Here is a 12,351-nt window from a genome sequence, read left to right as displayed (position 1 = left end):
CCCGCTTTGTCTTCGAAGATGCAGATGCGGGCAAAAGCAAAGCCGGGGCAACCGGTTAACCGTCACTGAAACCTTAGAGGGACTCTCCATGACTGATAATCACAACGACATCCGCGTGCTTGCCTCTGCGGACTGGACCCGGCGCAATTTCTTGCGCCTGGCGGCCTTTGCCGGAGGGGTGGCCGCCTTGTCCATCAACGGAGTTGCTATCGCAGCCGACGAGGGGGATCTGGCCGAAAAGGCGCACATCCTCAAGGGTGATGCCGATCTGGGCGACACGCTATTCATCTATTCCTGGGCGGACTACGTCAACCCGGACGTGCTCGATGCCTTTTCCAAGGGCGCCGGTCCGCGCATCCAAGTCGCCACTTTTGATTCCGTCGAAGCGGCGATCGCAAAGCTGGAAATCGCCGGCGGCTCCGCCGGCTACGACATCGTTGTCGTTGGCGATGCCTATGTGGAACAGATGATCAATCGTAAGCTGATCCAGAAGCTAGATCATTCGAAACTTCCTAATCTTGGAAATTTGCGCGACGAATTCCACAAGCTACCGTTCGATCCCGGTAACCGGTACACGGTCATGAAGAATTTCGGCACGATCGGCATTCTCTATAACAACACCGTTATCAAAGAGCCGATCAAGAGTTGGGACGACTTTTTCCGGATTGGTGCCTCCGAGGTTGCGAGCCGCCGTCTCTCCGTCCTCAACGACCAGCCGAGTGTTCTCGGCCTCGTCTTCTGGCGCGAAGGCAAGGACTACAACACAGGTGACGAGAAGCGCCTGACCGAAGCCAAGGATGTATTGATGAAGGATCTCATCCCGCATTTGAAGGCTTTCGACGCGAATCCCGTCCAGGGCCTGCTTAACGGCGACTATGTGCTTAGCCAAGGCTATCTCGGTAGCTCGCGCCATATTTTCGAGCAGGATCCGGACAGCTACACGTGGGTTTATCCGGAACCGCAATGCGTGCTGTGGAGTGACCACTACGCGGTGCCCTCCGGTTCCAAGAACACTGCAGCCGCGCATGCTTTCATCAACTACATGCTGGATCCCGATGTTGCCGCGGCCGAAGTGGCTCATATCGGATACGACACTGGCGTGAAGGGCGTGATTGAGAAGCTGCCTGACGACCTCGTGCGCAAGGACATGATCGTATTTCCTGAAGGGGTCACCGAGCGTTTGGTCTACCAAAAGGTGGAAGGCTCCAATCCCACGCTGCGCATCCAGATCTTCAACGAGCTGAAGGCCGCGGCGGCGCGTAATTAGAGTGAGGTCAGCACGGGGCCCTTGTGGGTCGACCCAATACACGAACAGCACCAGCGTTCAGGCGATCTCGCCTGAACGCAGAATGTCCCGTCAGATGGCGGAATCGCCATCCGTCGTTTTCCAAGTAGTTTAAGGGAGACCCGCGAGTTGACCTCGATATCTGATCAGGCGAATGCATTGTCCGCCCCCGGAGGCCGGAAGGCAGCAAGCTTCGGCTTCGCCGTGGTGCTTCTGCCATTCTTGCTTTACGCCGTCTTTTTCATCGCGCCCGTGGTCCTGATCGCTATTCAGAGCGTCACGCCCTATGTGGTCGGCAGCAATGGAGGCCTTTCCGCAGCCGGGGGTATGACGTTCGACAATTACACTGGCGTCTTCTCTCAGACATTCCGCTCTGTCTTTGTCGACAGTCTGCGCTATGCGCTGACGGGGTCGCTCTTATGCCTTTTGATTGGATATCCGGTGGCCTATTTCATTAGTACTCGCTGCTCAGAACGGCTAAAGCCCTGGTTCCTGGTACTGGTCATCCTGCCATTCTGGACGAGTTACCTGCTTCGCATGCTGGGCTGGCGCATTCTTCTTGGCGCGAATGGCGATATTTCCGCGGTTCTCCAGAGCCTGAACCTGCTTCGCCCTGGCCAGGGCCTGCTCTTCACCCAAGCGGCAGTCCTGCTCGGGCTGGTCTACAATTTCCTCCCGGTAATGATCCTGCCGATCTATGTGTCGATAGAGCGTCTCTCGCGCGATCACCGGGATGCGAGCCGTGATCTCTACGCTCGACCCTGGCAAACCTTTCTTAGCATCACCCTGCCGCTCACTTATCCCGGTATCATGGCTGGCATGACCGTAGTCTTCATCATGATGACCGGTGACTACGTGACGCCGGAACTTATGGGCGGCGCGAAAGGCATGATGGTGGGAACACTGATCTATTCACAGTTCCTGCAGGGGGAAAACTGGCCGCTGGCCTCCGCCATGTCGCTCTCGCTGGTCTTCGTCCTAGTTGTCGCGGTGGTGGCGATGACCACCGTAGGGTCGGGGCTCCAGCGGGTTCCAACGCTTTGGAGAAAGGCTACCCGATGAGCAAGTTCGGCATACTCCCCGCAAAGTCTATCCTGCTTGGCGCGTGGTCGCTGACAGTCGTCTTCTTCCTGTTGCTGCCCATCGTGACGGTCCTGATATACTCATTCAACACTGGCAATTATTTGATCGCGTGGAAGGCAACGGGGTGGCGCTGGTACTGGCGCATTCTCGAGGACGGCAATATCCTCGCCACATTGCGTACCAGCCTAACCGTCGCAATTCTTTCAACGCTTCTCAGCATAGTCGTCGGAGGAATTAGCGGCCTGATTCTTGGGCGCCGGCCGGCGGCCATTGCCTACCCCCTGAGCCTGCTGTTGCTCACAATTATTTCCTTTCCCGAGATTGTGAAGGCGGTCGCCTATCTGATCTGGTTCGTCAAAATCGACTTGCAGATCGGAATCATGCGTATAGCCATATCTCATGCGCTCTTCGGCAGTGCCATAGTCGCGTTCATCGTCCGCGCGCGGCTTTCTGGAATGGATGGCAAGATTGAGGAGGCATCGGCCGATCTGGGCGCCACACCCATGATCACTTTCTTTACCGTGACGCTTCCGCTGCTCATGCCGGCTTTTCTGGTCGGTGGTCTTCTCGCCTTCACGCTGTCCTTCGACGACGTGATCGTCTCTTTGTTCGTTGGCACGGCCAACAGTACGACCTTGCCCGTCTATATTCTTGCTTCTGTTCGACAGGGCTTGAAGGGCGATATCGCTGCCGTCTCGGCTGTGATGTTCTGTCTCACGATACTCGCCTTCACTTGCGCGGGCATCTATCTCGCCCGCACCGGCGCATCCCGCCGAGACACCGTTCTGATGCTCGCGGGCCAGAACGATGCGCATGCCGGACAATAACCTTTTCGCAAAAGACTGGAGAAATACCGTGACCACCGAAAAACCCGTTGCCCTTGTAACTGGCGCAGCCTCCGGCATTGGAGCCGCCACGGCGAGCGATCTGCTTGGAAAGGGCTACATTACCTATGCGCTCGACAGGGACGGCGCGATGCTGTCCAACCTTGGACCCTCTGCCAACCTGCGATGCCTTACGGTGGACGTCGCGGACGAGGAGGCGCTGGCCGCGACTGTGCAGCAGGTGATTGAGGCGGAAGGGCGGCTTGACGCCGTCGCTGCGGTGGCCGGCGTCAGCCTGACGGCGTCACTGACGGAAACACGATCTGAGGATTGGGACGCCGTGCAGCGGGTCAACCTGCGCGCCGTCTATTTGTTGGGGAGGCTGACGGCACCGCATTTGGAAGCAAGCGGCGCTGGCTCATTCGTAGCCGTGGCTTCCGAACTCGGCACCGTCGGCCAACTCGGCCTTGCAGCCTACGGCGCCGCCAAAGCTGGCGTGATCAATCTGGTGCGGGTTATGGCGCTGGAATACGCGACCCGCGGTGTGCGCTTCAATGCGGTAGCGCCCGGCGGCGTCGACACGCCGATGATGGAGAGAGAACAGAAGCGGCTCGGCCTGACGGTTGAAGAGGCCGCGCGCAACATTCCGATGGCCCGCCTTGCCCGGCCATCCGAGATCGCGTCAGTCGTCGCCTTCCTCCTCGGACCCCAAGCATCCTTTGTCACCGGTGCAACGTTCGTGGCCGACGGCGGATACACCGCGCGATAATCGCAGGGCGTGCCGTTGGAAGGCACGCCTGCCATAAGAGGAAGGAATTTGCGCATGGACGCAGTTATTCAAAATGGAACGGTGGTGACGGCGAGCGATATGTTTCTTGCCGATGTCGCGACCAGAGACGGGAAAATCACGGCGATTGCTGACCGAATCAAAGCGCCGCCGGATGTGCGTGTCATCGATGCGCGTGGCATGCTGGTCATGCCAGGGGGCGTGGATGTCCATACGCACCTTCAGACGCCAGGACTGCTAGCTGATACCGCCGATGACTTCTTCACGGGAACCGTGGCCGCGGCGCACGGGGGCACGACGAGTATCGTTAATTTCTGCCCACAGGTCCGCGGACAGGGTCTTCTGGCTTCGCTGGCCGAACATCGCCGGCTCGCCGACCCGAAAGCGGTCATCGATTTCGCACTCCATAGCATCGTTGCCGATCCGTCGGAGAATACCTTGTCCGAACTTGGCGCTCTGCCAGCCGAGGGCGTGACCAGTTTCAAGCTGTTCATGGCCTACAAGGGTGACACGATGGTAGATGACGGTACCATGATCCGGGTGTTCGACGAAGCGGCGCGGCGCGGGGTCGTCGTCATGGTTCACGCGGAAAATGGCGATGCGGTAGAATTCCTGCGTGATCGCTTTGCCGCCGAGGGCAAGTTTTCGCCCCGTTATCATGCGCTCAGCCGCCCCCCACGCGTCGAGGCCGAGGCGACCAATCGCGCAATTGCGCTGGCGGAGATCGCCGGCGCGCCGCTTTATATTGTTCATGTCAGCTGTGCGGAAGCCCTGGAAGAAGTGCGGCGCGGGCGGGCACGCAACGTCAATGTGCGGGCGGAAACCTGTAGCCACTATCTTCATATTACCGAGGAGGTTTTCGATCAGCCGGGTTTCGAGGGCGGCAAGTACATCTACACGCCGCCTCCGCGCGCCGTCGGCCAGCCGGATATTCTCTGGGAGGCATTGAAATGTGGGGACCTGCAGGTCGTTTCGTCCGATCACGGGCCTTTCATGTTCAAGGGCGGCAAGGACATCGGCAAGGACGATTTCCGCCTGATTCCCAATGGGGCTCCGGGTATCGAAGAGCGCATGGCGCTTGTCTGGCAGGGTGTGGTGCGAGGCTTGCTGACCCCGAGCCGTTTCGTCGATATCGTCTCGACTACGCCGGCAAAACTGTTCGGCCTCTACCCCGCTAAGGGCACGATCGCGATCGGCACCGATGCGGATATCGTGGTGTGGGATCCAGCCATTGAGCACCGGCTCAGCGTGGAGTCGCTTCATTCGGCGGTTGACTACACGATGTACGAGGGCAAGCTGATCAGGGGCGGGGTCCACACGGTCCTGTCACGTGGGGACGTCATCATTGAGAACGGAATGTTCAGGGGCGCGCCTGGGCGAGGCCGCTATATCATGCGCCAGCCCGCCAGCAGGGGCGCGGCGAGCGGTTAGCTTCAGGAACCTGTGTTTCACCGTCCGCCAAAAGCTGGGGCTGCTGGTGGCCGCGCCAGCGTATCGCGATGAATGTCGCGTAGCGCCACGAGCATTTCATGCGCGACCGATTGCTCCAGCGGCAGGAAACGATCAATCATGAAGGAGCAATTGAAGACATAGGAGACCTCGCCGTCCCGATCGAAGATGGGCAGGGCGATCGCCATGATGCCTTCGGTGAATTCACCTTTGCTGACGGCATAACCTCGGCGTCGGGTTGCTTCGATGCCCTCGCGCACATCTTCTTCTGTTAGGGGGCTGCGCGAGGTGTAACGGGTTGGCTGCCAGTTTTTGAACCAGGCATCGATACGCTCTGGTGACTGCCACGCTAGGTACGCCCGCATTTGCGCACATGCGTCACGCGGAAAGCGATGCCCCACAGGGAATGACAGTTCCATACTGGTTGGGCCGTTGAATTTGTCGATAACGATGTATGTGCCGTCATTCATTGGCTGGGTCAGAAGGCAGGGTATATCCACACGGTGAACAAGCGCGGTGAGATTACGGCGGACCGCATCCAGGACCGGTGAATTGAGTAAGCTGGAAGCGCTGGTGAAAATGCCGGAATGCAAGCGGTAGGTTTTAGAACGCTTATCGTATTTTAGCCATTCGAAATGCACCAGTGTCTTGAGAATGGAATGGCAGTGGGTTTTTGAAATACCGAGCGCGGCGACGATTTCCGCCAAGGAGGCTTCGTGCGGCGCTGTTCCGTTCAAGTACTGGAGTATGGCAATAGTGTTTTCCAGCGCGGGCACCAATCCTGGCCCGCGGCGCGAGGGTTGCTCGGCGATATGCGGGCGTAGCAACCAGTGCTCGCCATCATGAAGCAGCTCGGCACCCGACGAGCGGGTGTCTTCTTTGGAATCAGGCATTTCGCTTCGTTCTCCATAAGGAACGACTTCCTTCGCATTAGTACATTTCGGATTCAAGCCAATGCGCGAAAATTTTTCATTTGGAGCCGTTCGGCGGCAAATCTAATAAGATAGTCAACTCCAAAAATAGAGTAGCCTGCATTTAATTGCGAACGTTACAATGATGTAGTGGGATGATGCGAGGAGCGAAAAGTTGCTGAAATCCGGAACGGAACTTTTAATGATCCCAGGGCCGACAACACTGCCTGGTGCCGTCGTTCAGGCACTGTCACGGCCTGCGACCGATATCTATCATGGCCCGCTGCACGATGTTTCGCTGGACTGCCTACAAGGTCTCTCAGAGCTGTTCGGCACCAGTGAGCGTCCCTATATTTTTACAGCCAACGGTCACGGTGGTTGGGAGGCGGCGCTTTGCAACACGCTCAGCCGTGGAGACCGCGTCCTGGCACTTGAATCCGGTCTTTTTGCTCCTCATTGGGCTGAGACCGCGCAGAAGCTTGGACTCAGCATCGAGATTCTTCCGGGGAGTTGGAGGCGAGCGGTCGACTGCGAAGCCCTGAAGGATCGGCTTCGGGCCGACACCAACGGTAGCATCCGCGCGATCCTTACAACGCAAGTTGACACCGCGACGGGTGTCCTCAACGATATTCCGGCGATCCGCGGCGCACTCGACAGCGCCGGCCATGACGGGCTGCTGATGGTGGACTGCATCGCCTCGTTGGGGGCTACGAATTTTCAATTTGATGCTTGGAAAGTAGACGTTGCGGTGGCGGCTTCTCAAAAGGCGCTTATGTCTCCGCCCGGGCTCGCTTTCCATGCCGTAAGCCCGAAAGCGCGCAAGGCACATCTCATGGCCGGTCTTCGAACGAGCTACTGGGACTGGTCGCTGCGCGACCGCGCTGACCATTACTTTTGGCATTCCGGCACGCCGCCCGTCAGTTTATTGTTTGGGTTTCAAGCGGCAATCCGGTTGATCCGGGAAGAGGGACTAACAACGGTAATTGCCCGCCACGCTGCGCTCGCCAAGGCGGCGCGCGCAGCGGTGGATCGTTGGAGCTTAACGGGAGGCGTTGAACTGAACGTGTTGACGCCCAGTGAACAGGCTACGGCCGTAACCGTCATGCGCGTGCCTGACGGCACGGCGCGGCCTCTTGTCGACTACTGCAAACAAACGTTTGGCGTCCTTTTCGGTGAGGGTATCGGTGCCTTGGAAGGCATGGCAGTTCGGATCGGACACATGGGTCATGTCGGTGCACCGCAGCTTATAGGCGCCTTGGGGTGTCTTGAACTTGGCATGCGCGCCATTGGCGTTGCCTACAGACCCAGCGGCATTGAGGCGGCGCTTGTCGAGCTTGAAGGCCTCTCCAGGCAGAAACCGCATCCGGCTGCCGTTCCGATTGTAGAAATTGCAACTCAGAAGAGAGGGGTTCTATAATGAAGAAGTATTTGGTCCCGGTGCTGCTTTGCGCGGCATTTTTCCATGCCAGTGCGGCACCGGCCGCCGAACAGCCAGCTATGCCCGATCGCATAGCGACCGCAAAGAAGGTACGCATTGCCGTTAACGCCGGGTTTCCGCCAATGGAGATGCGCGATCCAACGAGCAACGAGCTCATTGGCTTCGATATCGATTTCGGCAATGCAATCGCAGCCGAACTCGGGCTTGAAACGGAATGGGTTGATGGAGCGTTCGAGCAAATGATACCAGCGCTCGTGTCAAAACGGGTTAACTTGGTAATGAGCGGCATCTCCGACCTCCCGGAGCGACGGGCGACCGCCGACTTCATCGACTACCTGAAGTCAGGGACTCAAATATACGCAATGACAGAGGGGCCGCTCTCAGTGCCTTCCGACCTGTGCGGCTATACTGCGACGGTCAGTCTGGGAACGTCTATGCCGGACGACCTAAAGAAATGGGCCCAGAAGACCTGTGACGATAATGGCAGGCCGCCGTTGAAGATCATTCTCGACAACAATCTCGGCCAGCAGATTATTAATCTTAAGCAAGGACGGGCTCAAGCCGCGGTGCAGTCCTTAGAGGGTATTGATCTGATCATCGAACAGGAGAAGGGGGCTATGAAGCTGGTCGGTGAACCAATTCATGTCACCTTCCAAGGCATCGCCTTCCGCAAGGAAGACACGGTGCTTCGCGACGCTTTCTTTTGGGCCGCCAAGCGCAAGTTTGAGGACGGCACATATGCGAACCTTCTTGAGAAGTGGAAGCTGACCACAGCCGCCTATCCGACACCAACAATCAATAAAGATCCGGAGTGACGACCGTGACCACGCAACATCGTAGCCTAGGAGCGGTTGATGCTGGGTCAGCCCCCTTTCCGACTCTTGATATCGCCCAAGTCGTTCGTATCAGACGGTTCCGTCCGCTACGATTGTTGATGGGCGCACTCGCCATTGCCTTTGTGGTATTCGTTGTCAAGGCCTTTGCGAATGCAAAGATCGACTGGAGCGTCGTAAGGGAGTACCTTTTCGCACGAATTACGTTCTTCGGCCTTGGTCTCACAATTCTGATGACTGTGGTTGCCATGATGATCGGATTGTCGGTCGCGGTGTTGCTTGCCGTCGGGTTTGGTTCTCAAAATCCCGTCAACCGTTGGATCTGCAAGTCGTATGTCTGGCTTTTTCGCGGAACACCGCAGCTCCTCCAATTGCTGCTGTGGTACAACCTAGCCCTAGTGTTTCCGGTGTTGGGCTTTCCAGGGTTCGGTTCATGGCAGACCGTCGATCTGATGGGGCCCTTCGCCGCAGCCGCTATTGGTCTCGGTCTCAATGCGGGTGCTTACATGTCAGAGATCATTCGTTCGGGGCTACTCTCAGTGGACACTGGACAGTATGAAGCGGCCAAAGCAATTGGCATGACCCGAAGCAAGGCCCTAAGGAAGGTCATCTTCCCTCAGGCAATGCGCGTCATCATCCCTCCACTCGGGAACGAATTCATCGGACTGACGAAAAATACGTCGCTTGCGAGTATCGTTGGCTTTGGTGAGCTGATCTTCGTCATGCAGTCGATCTATTTTTACAATTTCAAGGTGATCGAAATGCTGCTCGTGGCGGCGTTCTGGTATCTCGTAGTTACGTCGATCTTGTCGGTTGGGCAGTACCAGCTGGAAAGGCGGTTCGGGCGTGGCTTCAGCAGGGGAGGGAGGCATTGAACATCGTTTCAGCGGCAAACCTTGCGAAGAGCTTCGGAGCGTTCGAAGTTCTCAATGGCATCAATCTTGATATTGCCAAAGGGGAGGTGGTTTGCATCATTGGTCCCTCAGGTTCGGGCAAGACAACATTCCTAAGGTGCATCAACCAGCTGGAGGCTATCAGCAGCGGCGCGCTTTGGGTAAACGGTGAGCTTGCAGGCTACCGCGTTGTCGGAGAACGCATCCTGCCGCTCGACGAGCACGAGATTGCTCTCCAGCGCCGCGCGACGGGGATGGTCTTCCAACGCTTCAACCTCTTCTCTCATCTGACCGCCGAGCAGAACGTTGCTCTCGGGCCGGTCGAAGTGTTAGGACAGGTTCCGGCCCAGGCAGCTGCAACAGCCAAGGACCTTCTCACCCGCGTGGGTCTCGGCCATAAATTCAATTCCTATCCATCCGAGCTCTCCGGCGGACAGCAGCAGCGGGTGGCGATCGCCAGGGCGATGGCGATGAACCCCCAAGTTCTTTTGTTTGACGAGCCCACTTCCGCACTTGACCCGGAACTGGTGGGTGAGGTCCTCAAAGTCATGAAGGAGGTAGCAATGACTGGGATCACCATGGTCGTTGCGACCCACGAGTTGAATTTTGCCCGGGAAGTATCGGATCGGGTAGTCATCATGGCAGATGGCCGGATCCTTGAATCCGGTTCGCCGGAGCAGATACTCACTAGCCCCCAGGAGCCACGCCTAAAGACCTTCCTGAGTGCCATCAGCGGAACGCGTGCCACGAGTGGAGACTTAGATGCGCAATCAAAGTAAATTCTATATCAACGGACAATGGGTGGAACCTGTTAAGTCCCGCGACCTCGAAGTGATTAATCCCGCGACGGAAAAGCCGATTGCGGTCATCTCCATGGGGTCATCCGCCGATATCGACCGCGCCGTTGCCGCCGCCAAGGCCGCTTTCCCAAGCTATAGCCGGACCTCGCTTGCCGAGCGCATCGCACTGCTCGAAAAGTTGCTCGCCATCTACAAGCGCCGCTACGACGAGATGGCGCGCACCATCACGCTGGAACTCGGCGCGCCGATCACTATGAGCACCGAGCAGCAGGCGGATGTCGGACTGGGACATCTGCAGGCCTTCATCGACGGACTGAAGCGGCTGAAGGCCCGCGAAGTGCTGCCGAACGGTGACGTCGTGCGTCGCGAGCCGATCGGCGTCTGCGGGCTGATCACGCCGTGGAACTGGCCGATCAACCAAATTGCGCTCAAGGTCGTGCCGGCGCTGGCGACGGGTTGCACCTGCATCCTGAAACCGTCGGAGTTCACACCGCTCAACGCGCTCCTCTATGCCGAGATGGTCGAGGAGGCCGGTTTCCCGGCGGGCGTCTTCAACCTCGTCAATGGTGACGGCATCGAATGCGGTTCCACCCTTTCGAAGCACAAGGACATCGACATGATGTCCTTCACCGGCTCGACCCGCGCCGGCATCGCGGTCAGCAAGGACGCGGCCGATACGGTCAAGCGCGTGACGCTGGAACTCGGCGGCAAATCGCCGAACCTTGTTTTCGAGGATGCCGATCTGGAAGATCGTGTCGTGGCGAGCGTGCACGAGTGCTTCAACAATTCCGGCCAGTCCTGCAATGCGCCGACCCGCATGCTTGTGCAGCGTTCGGTCTATGACAAGGTGGTGGAGATTGTCGAGAAGGCCGGCAAGGAAACTGCAGTCGGTAACCCCGAGGAGGAGGGCAGCCATATCGGGCCGCTCGTTTCCGATATCCAGTTTGGTCGGGTGCAGGCATTGATCGAGGCCGGCGTTGCCGAAGGTGCTCGCATACTGGTCGGCGGCCCCGGCAAGCCGAAAGGGTTCGAGACCGGCTATTTCGTCCGTCCGACGATCTTTGCCGATGTTAACAATGACATGCGCATCGCCCGCGAAGAGATTTTCGGGCCGGTGCTGGCGATCATTCCCTTCGATACCGAGGAGGAAGCGATCGCGATCGCCAACGACACGGTCTATGGCCTAGCCGCCTATCTCCAGACGGGGAATGCCGAGCGTGCCGAGCGCGTGGCGGCGCGGCTCAGGGCCGGCATGGTGCATATCAATGGCGGGCCACACCGCTACGGTAGTCCCTTCGGCGGCTTCAAGCGATCCGGCAATGGCCGCGAAGGGGGCACCTTTGGGCTGGATGATTTTCTCGAAATCAAGACCATCCACCATCCATCAGAAATGTAACTCCCTCGCAGTCTGTCATTCGGCGTGGAATAAGGACCCCTTGCTAGGGGTTATCGGCATCCAAACGGGACCCCTTATTAGAGGGTAACATGACCTTCGGTTTTCAATCGGAGGTTATCTATTTGGATGCAGGTAGTGGAGACGATTTCAAAGATACGTCGGCTTGCGCGTGTGCAAGGTAGATCGATCAAAGCGATCTGCCGTGAGTTGGGCATATCGCGGAAAGTTGTGCGGAAGGTTCTGCGCAGTGAAGAGGCGGAGTTCAAATACGAGCGGTCCCGTCAGCCTCAACCAAAGCTGGGTCCCTGGCGGGATCATCTCGATGGAATGCTGCTGGCCAATGAAGCCAAGCCGTCGCGTGAACGGTTGACGCTGATCCGGATATTCGAGGATTTGCGCGATCTGGGCTACGATGGTGGTTATGACACGGTCCGGCGCTACGCCCGCACCTGGGCGAAGCAGCACGGATCCGTGACAGCGGAAGCCTACGTACCCCTTTACTACGCACCGGGCGAAGGTGTTGTGACGTTAACTGGGCTGCAGTTGCCTGCCTGACGGTTTGGGCGTAAATTTTGGCGATGCAGACATCAGATATCATCTTCAAGCGTCACCGTTTTCCGCCACAGATCGTTGCTCATGCGGTGTGGCTTTA

General features: G+C 58.0%; 11 protein-coding genes and 2 pseudogenes. 12 read left to right on the top strand and 1 reads right to left on the bottom strand.

Annotated features, from left to right (window positions below; all coding sequences use genetic code 11):
- The first annotated feature begins 88 nt into the window (after window positions 1-88).
- The 5 genes from ABWW11_RS23620 (at window position 89) to hydA (ending at window position 5,410) form a co-directional block, all read left to right on the top strand.
- Complete coding sequence (locus ABWW11_RS23620; protein ID WP_109365685.1) at window positions 89-1,267, top strand: ABC transporter substrate-binding protein; 1,179 nt, start codon at window positions 89-91, stop codon at window positions 1,265-1,267.
- Between the two features lie 147 nt (window positions 1,268-1,414).
- Entirely contained in the window at window positions 1,415-2,347 is a 933-nt protein-coding gene (locus ABWW11_RS23615) for an ABC transporter permease (protein WP_109365686.1), read from the top strand.
- A complete protein-coding gene (locus ABWW11_RS23610) occupies window positions 2,344-3,195 on the top strand; it encodes an ABC transporter permease (RefSeq protein WP_109365687.1) in 852 nt (283 codons plus the stop codon). The genes ABWW11_RS23615 and ABWW11_RS23610 overlap by 4 nt, the downstream gene beginning before the upstream one ends.
- The gene (locus tag ABWW11_RS23605) at window positions 3,182-3,961 is read left to right on the top strand and encodes an SDR family NAD(P)-dependent oxidoreductase (RefSeq protein WP_181375959.1); all 780 of its coding nucleotides are present in this window, start codon (window positions 3,182-3,184) and stop codon (window positions 3,959-3,961) included. The genes ABWW11_RS23610 and ABWW11_RS23605 overlap by 14 nt, the downstream gene beginning before the upstream one ends.
- A gap of 54 nt (window positions 3,962-4,015) precedes the next feature.
- Window positions 4,016-5,410, top strand: a complete 1,395-nt coding sequence (hydA, locus tag ABWW11_RS23600; RefSeq protein ID WP_112808358.1) for a dihydropyrimidinase — start codon at window positions 4,016-4,018, stop codon at window positions 5,408-5,410.
- Window positions 5,411-5,427: 17 nt separating this feature from the next.
- Here hydA and ABWW11_RS23595 read toward each other — a convergent pair whose 3' ends face one another.
- Window positions 5,428-6,321 (bottom strand): IclR family transcriptional regulator, encoded by an 894-nt coding sequence (locus tag ABWW11_RS23595; RefSeq protein ID WP_109365690.1) that lies wholly within the window; start codon window positions 6,319-6,321, stop codon window positions 5,428-5,430.
- Window positions 6,322-6,514: 193 nt separating this feature from the next.
- Here ABWW11_RS23595 and ABWW11_RS23590 point away from each other — a divergent pair, with 193 nt between their 5' ends.
- From ABWW11_RS23590 to ABWW11_RS25310, 7 genes and pseudogenes are all read left to right on the top strand, one after another.
- Window positions 6,515-7,756 (top strand): pyridoxal-phosphate-dependent aminotransferase family protein, encoded by a 1,242-nt coding sequence (locus ABWW11_RS23590; protein WP_244597017.1) that lies wholly within the window; start codon window positions 6,515-6,517, stop codon window positions 7,754-7,756.
- On the top strand, window positions 7,756-8,592 hold the full coding sequence (locus tag ABWW11_RS23585) for an ABC transporter substrate-binding protein (protein WP_319080923.1): 837 nt from the start codon (window positions 7,756-7,758) through the stop codon (window positions 8,590-8,592). Before ABWW11_RS23590 ends, ABWW11_RS23585 begins: the two co-directional genes overlap by 1 nt.
- Before the next feature lie 119 nt (window positions 8,593-8,711).
- Entirely contained in the window at window positions 8,712-9,485 is a 774-nt protein-coding gene (locus ABWW11_RS23580) for an amino acid ABC transporter permease (protein ID WP_109365693.1), read from the top strand.
- Window positions 9,482-10,282, top strand: a complete 801-nt coding sequence (locus ABWW11_RS23575) for an amino acid ABC transporter ATP-binding protein (protein ID WP_319080924.1) — start codon at window positions 9,482-9,484, stop codon at window positions 10,280-10,282. The genes ABWW11_RS23580 and ABWW11_RS23575 overlap by 4 nt, the downstream gene beginning before the upstream one ends.
- Entirely contained in the window at window positions 10,266-11,699 is a 1,434-nt protein-coding gene (locus ABWW11_RS23570; protein ID WP_319080925.1) for an aldehyde dehydrogenase family protein, read from the top strand. The genes ABWW11_RS23575 and ABWW11_RS23570 overlap by 17 nt, the downstream gene beginning before the upstream one ends.
- Window positions 11,700-11,825: 126 nt before the next feature.
- Window positions 11,826-12,215, top strand: a pseudogene (locus ABWW11_RS23565) (IS21 family transposase); the annotation flags it as partial.
- A 62-nt stretch (window positions 12,216-12,277) separates the two neighbouring features.
- Window positions 12,278-12,351 (top strand): annotated as a pseudogene (locus ABWW11_RS25310) (IS6 family transposase); the annotation flags it as partial.

The sequence above is a fragment of the Brucella sp. NBRC 113783 genome (assembly GCF_040372265.1).
Lineage (GTDB): Bacteria > Pseudomonadota > Alphaproteobacteria > Rhizobiales > Rhizobiaceae > Brucella > Brucella teleogrylli.
This window is presented reverse-complemented; position numbering and strand designations above follow the sequence as displayed.